Origin of the sequence: Paenibacillus sp. FSL W8-1187 (assembly GCF_037965485.1) — a bacterium.
Lineage (GTDB): Bacteria > Bacillota > Bacilli > Paenibacillales > Paenibacillaceae > Paenibacillus_O > Paenibacillus_O pasadenensis.
Map to the genome: position 1 here is coordinate 4,040,026 of NZ_CP150181.1, position 15,786 is coordinate 4,055,811.

The 15,786-nt window shown below is 65.8% G+C and carries 8 protein-coding genes; 5 read left to right on the forward strand and 3 right to left on the reverse strand.

Annotated features, from left to right (window positions below):
• Nucleotides 1-16: 16 nt before the first annotated feature.
• Complete coding sequence (locus tag NYE40_RS17440; RefSeq protein ID WP_028599116.1) at nucleotides 17-5,284, reverse strand: hypothetical protein; 5,268 nt, start codon at nucleotides 5,282-5,284, stop codon at nucleotides 17-19.
• Nucleotides 5,285-5,743: 459 nt separating this feature from the next.
• Between NYE40_RS17440 and NYE40_RS17445 the strand changes: the two genes are divergently transcribed.
• Nucleotides 5,744-6,172, forward strand: a complete 429-nt coding sequence (locus tag NYE40_RS17445; protein WP_240479026.1) for a transposase — start codon at nucleotides 5,744-5,746, stop codon at nucleotides 6,170-6,172.
• Nucleotides 6,173-6,176: 4 nt separating this feature from the next.
• On the opposite strand, the gene NYE40_RS17450 is transcribed toward NYE40_RS17445, so the two are convergent.
• Both NYE40_RS17450 and NYE40_RS17455 read right to left on the reverse strand, forming a co-directional pair.
• Nucleotides 6,177-7,295 (reverse strand): response regulator, encoded by a 1,119-nt coding sequence (locus tag NYE40_RS17450; protein ID WP_339278738.1) that lies wholly within the window; start codon nucleotides 7,293-7,295, stop codon nucleotides 6,177-6,179.
• A 3-nt stretch (nucleotides 7,296-7,298) separates the two neighbouring features.
• Nucleotides 7,299-10,340 (reverse strand): histidine kinase, encoded by a 3,042-nt coding sequence (locus NYE40_RS17455; protein WP_339278739.1) that lies wholly within the window; start codon nucleotides 10,338-10,340, stop codon nucleotides 7,299-7,301.
• Between the two features lie 267 nt (nucleotides 10,341-10,607).
• On the opposite strand from NYE40_RS17455, the gene NYE40_RS17460 reads away from it, so the two are divergent.
• From NYE40_RS17460 to NYE40_RS17475, 4 genes are all read left to right on the forward strand, one after another.
• A complete protein-coding gene (locus NYE40_RS17460) occupies nucleotides 10,608-11,984 on the forward strand; it encodes a YheC/YheD family protein (RefSeq protein ID WP_043111398.1) in 1,377 nt (458 codons plus the stop codon).
• Nucleotides 11,985-12,053: 69 nt separating this feature from the next.
• The gene (locus NYE40_RS17465) at nucleotides 12,054-13,208 is read left to right on the forward strand and encodes a YheC/YheD family protein (RefSeq protein WP_052333296.1); all 1,155 of its coding nucleotides are present in this window, start codon (nucleotides 12,054-12,056) and stop codon (nucleotides 13,206-13,208) included.
• A 40-nt stretch (nucleotides 13,209-13,248) separates the two neighbouring features.
• Nucleotides 13,249-14,619: a YheC/YheD family protein gene (locus NYE40_RS17470; protein ID WP_153784051.1), complete on the forward strand. Its 1,371-nt coding sequence runs from the start codon at nucleotides 13,249-13,251 to the stop codon at nucleotides 14,617-14,619.
• Nucleotides 14,619-15,785, forward strand: a complete 1,167-nt coding sequence (locus NYE40_RS17475; RefSeq protein ID WP_028599120.1) for a YheC/YheD family protein — start codon at nucleotides 14,619-14,621, stop codon at nucleotides 15,783-15,785. The genes NYE40_RS17470 and NYE40_RS17475 overlap by 1 nt, the downstream gene beginning before the upstream one ends.
• Nucleotide 15,786: the final 1 nt, after the last annotated feature.

Below are 15,786 nucleotides of genomic sequence, written 5' to 3' on the forward strand. Positions count from 1 at the left end.
TCCTTCGTTCATCACTCTATTTGACCGATCCGACAAAGAAGCTCGCATATTCGCGATCGCGCTCTTGCGTGCGGACGATGACCGTATACCAGCCCGCCTTCGGGAAGGTTACGGTGAAGCCGCTGCCTGCCAGCTGCTCGTACGTCAGCTTCGTCGCGATCGACTTCATCTGGCCTTCGCGGTACAGCCCCGGCTGGTACAGCAGCTCGAACGTGCCCGCTTCGTTGACCGCCGCCTTGCCGCCGACCTTCATGTCGCCGTAGCCGCTGACGCGGAACGTGATGCGGTTCGTATCGAACAGCGCCTGCTCGCCGGACAAGGCCGACAGCAGCGTGCCGTTGCCGAAGATGAGCAGCCCGCCGTTTTTGACGACGACGACGTCCTGGTACGCGACCGTGCGGTTGCCGACCTCGTCGGTCGCCGTGTAGGCGACGCGCTGGCGGCCGAGCTGGCCCAGGTCAAGGCCGCTGATCTCCACCTTGATCTTGTCCGCCGCCGACACATTGTCGGAAGCCTCGTAGCCGCCGAGATCGGCTGCCGCATTAAAGCCGGCCTTGTTCTGCACGATGCCGACGGAGCTCTGCTTCAGCCGCAGCGTCGGCGCGGCGTTGTCGAGGCCCGCTACCGTCACCGGAATCTGCGTGGCGTTGCCGAGCGCGTCGGAAATTGCCAGCGCGGACGTGCCGTTCGTTTCAAAGATGCGAGAGTACGAGTAGGCTCCGCTGTCATCGCTCACCTGATTGCTGTAGGCGCCTGGCGTCCCGATCGGACGCAGGCCGGAGAAGACGGCGTTCGGCGCGGCGATCTTGCCGCTGACCGTCACCTTCATCCTGCCTGCGGCGTATTTCTTGCCGCCGATCGTGGCGATGCGGCTCGCCGGCAGCTCCGCGCCGCTCGCGTCGATGAACGTGTAGGACACGCGCTCCGGCTGCGGACCTTCGCTGGCGATGCCGTCCACCTGCTCCTTGACGACGAGCGTATTGCCGAGCGCGTCGCCGACCGTGAACGAGACCACGCCGTTTTGCGTCACGGCGACGCCGTTGTTCTGGCTGTGCACGACGAAGTCGCGGGCCCCGGCGTCGGCCTTGACGACCGACAGCGTCACGCCCGAGGACAGCACGACGTTGCCGCTGCCGTCGGTGATCGTGCCGAACGTCCGGCTGCCGTCCTTGCCGTAGGCGTAGGAGCGCTCGATCTTGACGCGCGGCGGCGTGCGGTCGATGTTGGCCACGACGGCGGTCGCCTCGCCGGTGTTGCCGGCGGCGTCCTTGAAGGTGAAGGTGAAGCTGCCGTTGTCCGTGAACGTGTAGGCGCTCTTGCCGCCGTTGTTCGTCACGACGATCGGCTCAGTGCCGGTCAGCATCGCCGTCACGCTGCCGTTCGTCTGCACGTTGTTGCTGACCGAGTACTGGATGATGCCGGCCGGAGGCGTGCCGTCGACATGGTTCACGACGACAACGAGCGTCTCCTTGCGCTTCGCATCGTTCAGATCGCTCAGATCGAACGTGTAGAAGCCGTTCTCCTTGACGTTGAAGCGGTTGCCGGAGCGGACCGGCTGCACATGGTTGAGCTTCGACGGCACGATGCGGATGCCCGGCGGAGGCGCGATCTCGATCGTCGCTCCCGTCTGGGCGTTCACCGGCGTCAGCGACGGGATCGTCGCCACCGCATAGACCGGCTCGGCGTCGGGGTCGAAGCCCGCGGCGTCGACCGGATAGACGGCCCCGACCTTGCCGCCCGGCGAGCGGTACTTGACCTGCACCTGCAGCGCGGCCGGATCTCCCGACGGCACCTTCAGGCTGGCGAACGTCGTGTACGGACGCCATTTCAGCCAGGTCGATCCCCCGTCCGGGGACACCGAGTAGTCGTAGCCCGACGGATTTTCCGTCTGCAGCCCCAGCTTGACGATCGCCGTGTAGCCGTCCTCCTCGTCGCCGGTCAGGGAGATGAGCTTGGACGTGCCGGGAGCGGCCGGAGCGTCCTTGACCGGGCCGGCCAGCTTGAACGTGCCGGAGGTGGCCGCCAGCGCGGAGTTGCCTGCGCCGTCCACGGCCTTGACGTACAGGCGGAAGTCCGCCGTCTCGCCCGGCGCCAGCCGCTCCGCGCCATCCAGCTGCGCGACGCGGTCGCTCTTCAGCTCCTGCCAGCCGCCCGAGCCTTCCGTCGGCTCCGACTCCCCTTCGCGCACCCATTGGAACCAGGCGTTCAGGTTGTTCTTGCTGTACAGCTCCGCTACCGTGACGAGCACGCTCTGAATGGGCAGCGGATAACTCAGCCCCTCGAGGCCGAAGCCGATCTGCGGCGGCTCGTTGTCGAAATAGTAGGCCCGGGAGTAATACTGCGTACGGTCGCCGAGCTGCGCCTTCACATGCACGTAGCGGACGCCGCTTTTTCCTTCATCCGGGATCGTATAGCTCGTCCAGCCAAGCTCGTCGGTGCCGAGCGGATCGAGCGGCGAGAACGCGCCGTCCGCAGGACGCAGCGGACTGTCCGACCAGGCGTAGCCGAGCGAATCCGGCAGCGCCTCGCCGATATGGAACGTCAGCTCCGAGCTGCGGACGAAGCTCGCTTTCGGCTCCGGCAGGAATTTCGTCGGCACGGCCTGCTCCGAGCTCACCGTGATCGGCGCGCTCTGCGGCGTGTCGACGACGAAGTTGCCGGCCTGGTCCTCGGCTCTCAGGTAGAGCCAGTAGGCTCCGTCCTCGAACACGTCGCTGTAGGTCGACTGCGTCACCGTATAGGACGGCGCGTCATCGCCGTACACGGCGCCTGCCACCGTCGTCGCCGGCTTCCACTCCAGCTCCTGCGGATCGAAGCCCTCCTTGACCCACTGGTAGCCGATGCTGCGGATGCCGCTATGCGGCTCCTCGACGAGCGCCTCGACCGTGACGTTGGCCGTGCCGTCCGCCGAGACGGATGCCGGCTGCAGCATCGGCTGCTTGTTGTCCAGGCGCAGGATGCCGACCTCATGCGTCCAGTTGGAGTCGTTCCGCTTGAAGTCCTCCAGCTTCCAAAGGTCGGAGTCCCCGTACTGGCCGACCGCCTGCAGCGCCTTGTTGTCGGCGTAGACGGTCTTGTCCGCCTCCGACTCGCCCGGCGCCTCGGCCTTCCATGCCTCGTACTGCTGCGGATGTTGGGCGACGTAGTCCTTGCTCTTGTCGTACTGCATCAGCTCGCGGGCGGTATCCCACGTCATGTCCGCCGTCCACGCATGCAGGTACCACTTGCCGCTGTTCTCCGGCCGCAGCGCCTCGGGCGGCGGCGCGATCAGGTTCGTCTTGTTGTTCGTCACCGACAGCGTGAGGCCGGTCATCTCCGGATACAGCTCCTCCGCAGGCTGCTTGGCCGACAGCGAGTAGCGCTTGATCGCGGCGAAATGGTCGCTTTCCTTGCCCGCGAGCGGATCGGCCGGCGACTGGCTCCACGTGTAATAAACGAGGCCGATCGACGGCGACGCCTCGGCGCTCATGTTGCTCGGCCGGTAGATGCCGCGGCTCGGACGCTCCAGCCCGCGGTCAGGGACGGACGGATCGAGCGGAGGCACGAGCAGGGATGGATCGTTGGCGTCGATCGTCGCTTTGCCGTCCTTGGCGTAGGTCGAGCCCGTAGCTCCGCCCTGCTCGTAGCGGTAGCCGATGATCGGCTTCGTATTGTCGATCATGAGATTGGCCCAGTCGATTTTGGAGTTTACGAGCGACGGCTCCAGATCAAGCGGCGCATTGGCATAGGTTTCCTGGAAATTTGCCGGCTGGATGAGCAGGTTGCCCGCATAGTCCTGGATGACCTCGAGATCGGATGTCTGCGGCGTCTTGCGGTCATGGGACAGCGAGACGACCTTGAGCAGCGGCGTCTCGAGGTCCACGGAATCGCCAATCGTCGCCCGGAATTTCCATACCGACTTGCTGTAGCCGGAGACGTAGTAGGCGCGCATGCCGTTGTTGAACAGCAGGTACGTGCCGTTCTCCTGCCCTTCCCACAGCCGATTGACGATACCCGGCTCGGTGAGCTGCACGCTGAAGTCGATGACGTCGCCTTTGTTCAGCGTCGTGCCGGTCAGAATTTCCGGCTGGATGCCGTTTCCGCTTTTCGTGTACTTCGGACGCACCGCGTCGACGATGACGCGGTAGCCGCCGGACTTGTAGTCGAACGGATCGACGGCGCGGCCGGCAGAGACGACGACCGGCAGGCTCCCCGCGCTCGCCTTGTTGGGGAAGCGCATCGAGGCGACGTTGCCGGCGGCGTCCGCCAGCACGGCCTGCTCGAGCTTCTCCTTGAGCGAGAGGTCCATCGGCAGCGCGTTCAGCGTGCTCGTGTCGACCCTCGGCTCGAGCGGCAGGTTGCCGCTGTTGTGGTACGCCGAGGCGACGTAGCGATAGGCGAGCCGGTCGTGGTAGGTGCCGAGGTTGGCCGCGCTGTACGTCGTGTTCTGCAGGTACTGCTGCTGGCCCTCCGCCGGCAAGCCGGTATTGGCCTGGTTGACGAACAGCGGATGCCTCAGGAAGTAGTCCGAGAAGCCCGCCGATACGGCGGTCGGCCGGATCGGCTCGCTGAAGTTGTAGGCGAGGTCGACGAACTCGTTCTTTTTGACGTAGAGCTCGGTCTGGTTGATCTCGGTGTTCAAGCGCGTCGCCCCGTTGCCGGTGAACGTATAGTCCTCCAGCACGGGACGCTGCTTGTCCTCGAACAGGATGTACAGGCCGCGCACGCCGGTCGGGCCGTCGTCGTCGTCCTGGCCGAAGATGCGGATCTTGATGACCGCGCCCGGCGTCAGCGTCTCTTGCTCCGACTTGTTGTAGATCTGCGTGCTTCCGCTCGTGTCGTCCGTATCGTAGTGCATCAGCTCCCGGCCGTTCACGGTCACGGTGATGCTGGAATTCTCGGAGCCGGAAAAGACGCCGTAATGCTTGCGCAGCACGGCGAAGCCGATCTTAAACGTCGCATGGCCGCTTTGGGCCATCGCCGACAGCAGAGGGTTCTCTCCTACGCGCAGCGTATAGGTCGCGCCCGACTCGTCCGTGAAGACGTCGCCGGCGCCCCAGTCGGCCGACGTAGACGAATCATGCTCCATGTAGAAGCCGCTTTCCATGTTGTTGTAAAAGTTGCCGAACGCGTTCTCAGCCCCGTAGCTGAGGTTCCCGATCCGGTTGCCGAACTTCTGCTTGACCTCGATGTCCGCCGCGGCCGCCTCGGCCGGCTTCACCCAGCCTCCGGACGCCGCTCCCGCGAGCAGGCTCGCCGCCAGCAGCAGCCCAAGTCCCCGCTTGCCTTTTTTGCGCAGCAACACATTGTTGCCCCCCTTATCCCCTTGTCGAACTGAGACGAACGTCCCGATGATTCGACATATTCTGAGACGATTCTAAGAAAAGGGAATAAACGAAAAATAAACAGCCGATAAACAAGCGCAAAAAGAGAGGGTGTCCCGACAGCCTTGGCTTAGGGACACCCTCTTCTAAATGGGTTAACACAAAAAAACTTCCTCTTCCGGGAGGAGTAGACGCCGGCCGGGAAGCGGGCCATCCAAGGCAGAATTGTGCCTTGGATTCGGCTCGCCGGCCGGGAGCCGGGCCATCCAAGGCAGAATTGTGCCTTGGTTCCGGCTCTCCGGCCGGGAACCGGGCCATCCAAGGCAGAATTGTGCCTTGGTTCCGGCCCTCCGGACGGGAGCCGGGCCATCCAAGGCAGAATTGTGCCTTGGTTTCGGCTCTCCGGCCGGGAACCGGGCCATCCAAGGCAGAATTGTGCCTTGGATTCGATTCGCCGGAAACCAGCCTGCACGGAAGCGGAAGGAAACCGAGAAATCAGCGTCAGCCCGCAGTACATGATGCCAAAGAAGAAGGAGCGCGATAAACTCTCCCGTGAAGAAGGACACGCCCTTTCCGTCCGGAGGATTCATGAGCCGGAAAGTGTGTTTGGACAACTGAAAAACAACCGGGGGTTCCGGGGGTTCCGGGGGTTCCGGGGGTTCCTGCTTCGCGGCTTACTAAAAGTAGGCTTGGAGGCCGGGGCGCTTTCCCTTGCCCGCATTCTACTGAAGAAAGCCAGCTGTGTATGCACAAAAACCCCGAATGGAAATGGAGCCGAGGCAACTGGCTTCATGCTTCATCCGAGGTCTTTGCTGTTTTTTGAGATTTTGGGATGTCTCCATTTGCTTTCGGGACAGCCCCTTTTTTGAAGGATTAGAAATGGGCGAAGCCGACGTAGGAGGCGAAGGGCCGGGCGGGAGCAGTGCCCAGCTCGCGGGCGAGCCGCTCCTCCAGCTCCCGGTACTGCTTGGCCGCGTCATGCGTGCGGCCGAGAAACAAATAATGCCGGATCAGCTCCTCGTGGATGTCCTCGCGCAGCGGATCGAGCTCGAGCATCTGCTCGAACAGCGGAAACGCCGCCGCCGGCTTGCCGTCCCGCACGAGCAGCCGCGCCTTGCCCTCCAGCCGCTCCATGCGCTCCCGCTCCAGCCGCCGGGACAGCTCCGCCGCCCATTCGTACAGCCTGCCCTGAAGGAAGCCTCCCGGAGCCGCGGCCTCCGCCTGATCGAACTGCCGCGCGTCCGGCGCCGCCTCGGCGCGGATGCGCTGGACGAGCCGCTCGTACTCGTACAGGTCGCAGTCGACCCTCGCGGCGTCGATCCGGATGTCGTAGCGCCCGGCCAGCAGCAGCGGCTCCAGCCCGGCCTCGGCCAGTGACTTGCGGATGTAGTAGAGCGTCGAGTTGATGTTCTTGGCCGCCTTGTCCGGCTCCAGCCCGCGCCAGAGCGTGTCGGCGACCTCCTCCCGGCTCGCCGTCCCCTTGCACAGCAGATAGGCGAACAGCTCCTCGGTCTTCGGGCTGCGCAGCTTGATCGGCGTCTCGCGTCCGGGGCCGTCCGTGCGGAAAAAGCGGAGGCCGCCGAACATCCGCACGCCGAGCTTCGGCGCCGACGGAGGCGGCTGGGGCGGACGCGCGCGCCGGCTCAGCCGCTCGAGCGTCTTGGCGAGCCGCTCCGCGTTGACCGGCTTGAGCACATAATCCACCGCGTCCTGCTCGAAGGCGTCGACCGCATAGCGGTCATACCCGCTGACAAAGACGATCTGCAGCGGCTCCCGCAGCTGCCTCAGCCGCAGCCCGAGCTCCATGCCGTCGATCTCCGGCATGTTGATGTCGAGGAACGCCACGTCGACGTGATGATCCCGGACGTAGGCGCAGGCCTCGGACGGATGGAAAAAGGTCGCGGCGATCTCCACGCCCCCCAGCTCGCCGGCGATTCTCGCCAGCCTGCGCATCGACAGCTCCTCGTCGTCCACGATGATCGCTCTCAGCATCGGTCATCCTCCTTCTTTCGGTTCGCTCGTCCGGCTCGACGCCGGAATGCGGAACGTCAGCCGCGAGCCGAAGCCCGTGCGGCTGTCCATGCCGAGCCGCTCCCCGTACAGCAGCCGCAGCCGCTCGCTCACGTTCCACAAGCCGACGCCGCCGATGCGCTCCGGCTGCTCGAGCCGGAACAGCATCGCCTGCGCGTCGAAGCCGGCTCCGTCGTCCTCCACCGCCGCATGCACATAGCCTTCGCGCTCGACCACCGTCACCTTCACCTCGCCGCCCTGCGGCCTCGACAGCAGGCCGTGCCGGATCGCGTTCTCCACGAGCGGCTGCAGCAGCAGCGGCGGAAACCGCAGCGCCGGATCGGCCTCGCAGCGCAGCGTCACCTGGAGCCGCGAGCCGAAGCGGGCCTTCTCGATCTCGGTATACGCCTCGATCAGCCTCAGCTCCGCGCCGAGCGTCGACATGCCGTCCCGCTGGCCGAAGTCGAAGCTGCCCCGCAGATAGCCCGACAGATGGAGCGTCAGCCGCTCCGCCTTTTCCGGCTCCTCCACGCATAGCTCGGCGATCGCCCCGAGCGCATTGTAGAGGAAGTGAGGGTTGATCTGGGAGCGCAGGAAGGCGATTTCCCGCTCTCGCGCCTCGCGGACGGACTGCCGCAGCTTGACGAGGCTGCGGACTCGCGCCAGCAGCTCCTCCGCCTCGAACGGCTTGGAGATGTAGTCGTTGGCGCCCAGGTCGAGAGCGAGCCTGCGCTCCTCCTCGCGCCTGCGCCCGGTCAGCATGAGCACCGGCAGCTCAGAGGGCGAGAAGCGGCCCCGCAGCTGCTCGAGCGCATCGAAGCCGCTGCCGTCCGCGAGCGAGACGCCAAGCAGCACGAGGCTCAGCTCCCCCTCCAGCGCAAGCGCCGCGCGCGCCTGCTCCGCGGAGCGGACGCTCACGGCCCGCAGCCCTTCCTGGGCAAGCAGCTGGCACACCGCATGCCGGCTGGCAGCGTCCGGCTCGGCGACGAGCACGACCGTCTGGCCCTTGCTGCCGCCGGCAAGGGCGACAGGCGTTTCGGAGGCCGCCGCCGCCTCCCCTGCGGCCGGCCAGGCGGCCTTGCGGGAAGCGGCAGGATTTTTCTCCAGCAGCAGGGAGAAGCGGAAGGAGCGTCCTTCCTTGCCCGGCAGCGGCTGAAGCGCCAGTCCGCCCTGCAGCTCGATCAGCCGGCGCGTGATCGACAGCGCGAGATCGGCAGCTTCCCCGTCTGCGGCGGCGAGGCATGGCGCGACATCCGGATCCGGAGCGGGCCTCGGCCGGCCGTCGAAATCGACGGTCACGACCGCGAAGCCGAGCTCCTCCTCGGCCGTCACCTCGATCCGGCCTTCTTCCGCCCGCAGCGCCGCCCGCTCGACCAGCCGGTGCAGAATCTGCTCGAGCCGATCCTCGTCCGCATAAACAGCCGCCAGCGTTTCCGGAACTCCGTTCGCCAGCTCGATCAGCCTGCCGCTCAGCAGGAAGCGATGCAGCTCCAGCACCGAGCCGACCGCGGAGCGGAGATCGAGGTTGCGCGGCTCCGGCACGATGTCCTCATGCTTGAGGCGGGAGAAGTCATGCAGATCCTGCACGAGATAGCCGAGACGACGGCCCGTGCCGGCGATCAGCGCAAGGCTGCGCGCGGAGCCGGGAGCAGGCCCGCCGGCATGCGCCAGGCTGTCCGCCAGATGCACGATGTCCTGCAGCGGAGCTTTGAGCTGGTAGGTCGTCGACGAGAGGAACTCATCCTTTTGCCGATCGAGCCGCAGCAGCTTGCGATGCATGCGCTCCATGTCGCGGAACGCCCCGTAGAAGCGGTAGACGATGACGAGAAACACGACGAGGCTGAACAGAATCAGATAGATCTGGCTGATCAGCAGGGAGCCCAGCATCGACATGCCGAACAGCAGGCAGCCGTAGGAATACAGGTTGAGCAGCAGCACGGCGAGCAGCAGCAGCAGCGACTCGTAGCGCTGGCCGCGAGGAGCGGCGACATGCCGCGCCGCAGCGCTCCACAGCACCCGGGCCATCAGCACATGCTCGAGCAGGATCGTGACGCGGTACAAGGGGAGGTACTCGCGGATGCTGAGGAACGGGAACAGCACCAGGCTGCCCAGCAGCAGGAGCGCGAACAGCTTCGTCAGCCGCCGGTCCGCCCCTTTCCCTTGGAGCAGCATCATCAGGTAGAGCGAGACGAGAAAGCCGGCCAGCGCGCTCATGTCCTTGATCGTATACAGCGTCTGGAAGGAAAGCCCGTCCAGCAGCAGGGCAAGCGGCCGCTCTCCGAGCAAGCCGTTGAAGACGGCCATCGTCACGCAGGTGAGGCCGAACAGCAGCAGCGGCTCGTCGCGCTGTCCGTACAGCCATACCGCCGCGAACAGCACGAGATGGATAAGCCCGATGACCGCCAGCACGACCGCCATCGCCGACTCGCGGATCAGGCTGCGCTCATGGGCTGCGTTGATCGCCTCCTCCTTGCCGAAATAGAGCGACATCGGCACGCCCGCATCAATATAATCGTAATTGGCCGCGTGCACGATGATCTCCGCCTCCGAGCCCTTGATCTCGACGACCGCCAGGCCGGGAGAGTTGCCCGGAACGTAAGCTTCCGCCGAAAGGGCGGGCTTGCCGTCCTCGAGCACGAGCCGGCCGTCGACGTAGATCGCGCTGGCGAAGCGGATGTTCATCTTTTTGATCCTGTACACGCCCGGCTCGGACAGATGGGTCAGGCGCAGCCGATAGGTGGCCGCTCCGTAGACGGGCCGCTCCGCGCCTGCAGCCCGGCTGCCGCTCCATACGCCCGGCACCTCCATCCACGAGCGCTCTCCCCGCGGCGTCTCGCCCGGCTGCAGCAGCTCGTTCCAATAAAACTCCCATTCCCCGTCCAGCGCGATCCGGCCGGAGCCGTCCCAGCCCGCCAGATCGATCACGCCTTGCTCCGCCCGGAATGGCTGCTGTCCGCCCCATCGCTCCGAAAAGATGCCGAGCGGCAGCCAGATGCCGAACAGCACGACGATCCCAACGACGCCCAACCCCTTACGCCACAACCGTTCCGCCCCCACCCACTACTTACATATCAATATTTCCAGGTCTTATTTATCGGCTTCGACGAGGCAATCGTGAAGAGGCGGAGGACAATCGCTTGGCGGCTCCGCGTCTTCGCTGCTGGTACAAAGCGTCCCGTCCTTCTTGGATCGCGCCTAGAACCACGAGATAGATGTCCTCATATGATGAATTAATTCGCTTCATTCACCTAGACCTGCCATGCGTTACCCTTCGTTCCGGAAGGAGATTCACCGATGCTCAAATCCAAGTCCAAGATCGCCGTCCAGGTGACCCAAGGAGGCCACGGAGCCGACGATGCGATCGTGCTCGGCGAGTCCGTCCTCAAGCATCACAAGATTCCGTCCGGCACTCCGATCGCGCTCCGGTTCGGCTCGTACCGCACCGCCGTGCGGGTCGTATCCGGCGGCAAGGGCGACACGATGCGGCTGCCCTCCGCGCTGGCCCGCAGCCTGGGCATCCACGGAGCCGTCTCGCTGCGGCTGCACTTCCGGCCGAGCACCCAGACGCTGTCGCTCGGTCCGCTGATCGGCGTGCTCGTCAGCCGCGACTATCCGCAGCAGCCCGATCGGCCGTTCGGCTCGATCACGATGTTCTGCCGCGAGCTGGTCGACGCCTGCGCCGCGCAAGGCGCCCATGTATACTTCTTTACGCCCGAGGCGGCCGGTCCCGGTCCGCGCATCGACGGCTGGGTGCATGGCGACGGCGGCTGGCGCAAGGCGAGCCTGCCTGTGCCCGACGTCGTGAACAATCGGCTGACGGCGCGCAAGCTCGAGAACCGTCCGTCCGTCCAGCAGCTGTTCAGGGAAGCCAAGTCACGCTACGGCACGCAAGTGTTCAACGAAAAGTTCCTCGACAAGCATGAGGTGTTCGATGCGCTCGGCAAGGACCCCTCGCTCGGCAAATACTTGCCGGAGTCGCGGCTGCTGAAGAGCTTCGCCGATCTCAAGACGGTCTCTTCCCGCCACGCTACCGTCTTCCTCAAGCCGGTGCGGGGCAGCCTCGGCAAAGGCATCATCAAGGCGAGCCGGATGGAGGGCGAGGGCATCCTCGCCACCTACACCGCCCCTACCGGCATCCGGCGGCAGGCGTATCCGACTCTCGCCAAGTTCTACGGCTCGCTCGGCGGCAAGATGAAGACGGTCCGCTACCAGCTCCAGCAAGGCCTGACGCTGATCGACATCGGCAAGCGGCCGGTCGACTTCCGAGCGCTCGTGCAGCGCAGCGGCACCGGCGCCTGGATCGTCACGTCGGTCGTCGCCCGCACGGCCGGCAGCAATCACTTCGTCTCCAACCTGGCTCGCGGAGGCACGCTCAGCCGCGTCAAGGAGGCGGTCGGGCGCAGCAGCCTCGCTCCCGGCTACAAGGCCGGCGCAAGCGCCAAGCTGGAGAAGGCCGCGCTCGACATCGCGAAGGGGATCGAGGAGCGCATTCCCGCCCACTTCGGCGAGCTCGGCATCGACCTGGCGATGGATACCGGCGGCCGCGTCTGGCTGCTGGAGGTCAATTCCAAGCCGTCCAAAAACGACAACACGCCGCTCGAAGGGGGCAAGATCCGCCCCTCGGTGCGGAACATGATCCAATACGCGCGTTACTTGGCCGGCTTCCAATAGCGTCCGGCCCGCCAGCCCGCCGCCGGTCCGCCGGCAGCAGCAGCTGAACCCCGTGAGGAGGAGCCCGCGATGAAAAGCGATGCAGGCGTAATCGGAGTATGGATCGGAAAGGCGCCACGGCCGGACGGCTCCGGCAGGCTGACGGTTCCCGAGGACGGATTCCTCGCGGCTCTGGCCGAACGGGCCGCCGAGCTGCGCCTGCCGCTGCATCTATTCGCCGCGGAAGGCTTCCGCGCCGAAACGGGCTCCCTGACCGGCTACGTCCGCGAAGGCGGATGCTGGCAGGAGCGGGAAGTCGCGCTGCCGGCCGTCGTCTACGACCGCTGCGGACCGAGCGGAGCGTCCAGCCGTCGCTTCAGCGAGCTGCAGCTGGAGCGGATGCGCCGCCTCCATCCTCATGCGCGGCTCAGCAGCTGGCTGCCCGGCAAGCTCGCGCAGCTGGAGGCGCTGCGCCGCGCCGGCTCCGAGCTGGCCGCGCTCGCGCCGCCGACCCGCCTGCTGAACGGGGCGTCCTCCGTCGCGGAGGCCGCGCGCGAATGGGGAGCAGTCTTCCTCAAGCCGGACGGCGGTATGCAGGGACGCGGCGTCCTGTCCCTCGGTCCGGACGGCAGCGGCTGGCTGCTGCGCGGCCGCGCCGGGGACGGCCGGACGCTGGCCGCCCGCTTGCCCGACCTGGAGGCGGCGGCCGAGCGGACGGAGCGGCTGGTCCGCGGACGCCGCTACATCCTCCAGCCGCAGCTGCCGCTATGCGACCGCCAAGGCCGGCCGTTCGACGTGCGGGCGCTCGTGCAGAAGGACGGGCGCGGACGCTGGCGTCTGACCGGCACGGCGCTGCGGCGCGGACGTCCCGGCGGCATCGCCTCCAACCTGCACGGCGGCGGCGAGGCGCTGCCCGCCCGAGACGGCCTCGAGCTGCTGCTCGGCGCCGAAGGGGCGGCCCGCTGCTCGGCCGAGATCGACCGGCTGGCGCTGCTTGCCGCCGAAGCGGCCGAGAACGCCTTCGGCCGGCTCGCCGAGCTCGGCCTCGACTTCGGCGTCGAGCCGGACGGCCGCCTCTGGCTGCTGGAGCTCAACTCCCGTCCCGGCCGCGACGCCTTCTCGTCTTTTCCCGGCGGCATCGCCCGTACGGCGGTGGAACGCCCGCTGCTCTACGCCCGCCTGCTGGGCGCGCGCCCTGTCCCGGAGCGTTCCGGCGCCCGATCGTCGGCCGCTCCTTCGCGATAAATCGACCCAACCTAGCGACAGAACGTTCAGGAGGTTCATCATGAGTCTTACTTTGTGCAACGTGCATTTTTCGGATAAGAAGGACCGTGTCGTCTATGTATCCGGGCCGCTGTACCGATCGCTCAAGCTGTCGGACAAAAAGAAGCTGCAGATCAAGCTCGGCCGGGAGACGGTCACCGCCTCGGTCAAGGCGGTCAAGCGCGAGGGCAATCATGTGTTTCTCAGCTCGGCGCTCCGCCAGCAGATCCGCGTGCCGAAGTCGGGCAACGTGTTCATGCTGCACGCCTCGGAGAACGAGGTGCAGCTCGGGCCGCTCGTCGGCATCCTGAGCGACGGTTATGTCAGCTCCTCCCTGCCGTTCGGCTCGCGCACGGGCTTCATCAAGGACCTGATCCGCATCGGCGAGAAGAAGGCGTATTTCTTCGGCTTCACCCCCAAGGACATCAACTGGCCGCAGGAGACGGTGAACGGCTATTTCCTGAACGCCGACGGCTCCTGGTATCGCAAGACCGTGCCCCTCCCCGACGTCGTCTACAACCGGCTGCCGAGCCGCAAGGCCGAGACCGGTTCCTATATCAGCTCGCTGCGCGAGCGCTTCGTCCGCAAGGGCATCCCGTTCTTCAACTGGAGCTACTTCAACAAGTCCGACGTCTACAAGCTGCTCGACAAGGACGTGGAGGCGCTGCGCCATCTGCCGGAATCCGTCTCCGGTCCGAGCGACGCCAAGATCAAGGAGCTGCTGGAAAAGCATCACTTCGTCTACTTCAAGCCGAGCGGCGGCAGCCTCGGCGCCGGCATCTACCGGCTGACGTACCAGCCGAAGCAAGGCTACTTCGCCCGCTACCGCAGCGGCGGCAAAAACGTGCTGCTGCGCTTCGGCACCTTCCAGGCGCTCATGCGCACGATGCACGCGCGGCACGGCAGCTCGTTCGGCGGCTATGTCGTGCAGCAGGGCATCCGGCTCGTCGAGATCGAGGGCTGCCCGCTCGATTTCCGCTTCCACATGCACAAGAACGGCCGCAACGAATGGGTGACGGCGGGCATCGGAGCGAAAAAAGCCGGCAAGGGCAGCGTGACGACGCATATCAAGAACGGCGGCGTGCTCATGACGCCGGGCAACGCGCTCTCGCGCACGTTCGGCAGCCAAGCCGGCGAGGTGCTGGAGAAGGCGAAGCGCGTCGCGGTCCGGATGAGCGAGGCGATCGAGCGCAACTACCCGCATCGGCTCGGCGAGCTCGGCCTCGACCTCGGCATCGACAAGGACGGCGAGGTGTGGATGTTCGAAGCCAACGCCAAGCCCGGCCGCTCGATCTTCAAGCATCCGGCGCTCAAGCCGGAGGGCCGGGCCTCGCTGGAGTACATCCTCGAGCACTGCCTCTACCTGAGCCGCTTCCGGGGGAGGGACAGCTGATGGAATACGAGCTTCCGTACGGATTTTCAGCCGAGCTGACCGCGCGCAAGCCTGTGCTGGCGATATTGACGATGTCCGATCCGAAGCTCGGCTTCCGCGGCAACCGGGCCAATTTCGCCGATCTGGTCCGGACCGGCAAGGAGATGGGCTTCATCGTCTACGTGCTGCCGATGCGCTACTTGAAGTTCTCCCAGCCGATGCTGACCGGCTTCTCGCTCGCCGACTCGGCGGGCAAGGGCGGCGAGTGGGAAAAGGGACTGTTCCCTTTCCCCGACCTCGTCTACAACCGCATCCCGCAGCGCGAGGATGAGCTCATGCCGCGCGTCCAGCGCAAGCTGAAGCTGCTGCTCGCGAGTCCCCGCGTGAAGGGCGTGTTCAACCCGTCCTTTTTCAACAAATGGGAGCTGTTCGAATGGCTGCGGAAATCGCAGGCGACGAAGCGCTACATCCCGGCGACGCGCCGGATGGCGACCGTGGGCGGACTCGACCGGATGATGAGCAAGCATCCGTACCTGTACCTCAAGCCCGTCAGCGGCAAGGCCGGCAAGGGCATCATGACGATCCGCGTCTATCCGGAGAAGCCGCTGCCGTACCGGCTCAGCATCCAGAACCGGAAAAAAAGCAGCACCTATAATTGTTCGACGGTAACCAAGCTATGGGCGCGTATCCTGAAAGAGAGCGGCGGCGCAACGTACATCGCCCAGCAAGGGATCGACCTTGCCTTGTACCAGGAGCGGCGGTTCGACCTGCGCGCGCTCGTGCAAAAGAACGGCGCCGGCCAGTGGTCGGTCACCGGAGTCGGCGCGAGGGTCGCCGGCTCCAAGAGCATCACGACCCATGTGCCGCGCGGCGGCAGCATCGAGGATCCGGAGAAGCTGCTCAGCCATGCGTTCGGCGCGGAGAAGGCGCGCCAGCTGATCAGCCGTGCGCGCAGCGCCTGCGTGCAGCTGGCCCGTCAGATCGAGTCGGCCAGCGGCCATAGCCACGGCGAGATGTCGATGGATCTCGGCGTCGATGCCGCGGGCGGACTGTGGTTCTTCGAAGCCAACTCCAAGCCGATGAAGTTCGACGAGCCTCATATCCGCAAGAAATCGCTCGAGCGCATCTTCCATTACGGCAGCTATCTGATGCGCTCGCCGAAGCCGGGAAAGGCTGGAGGCGCTTGAC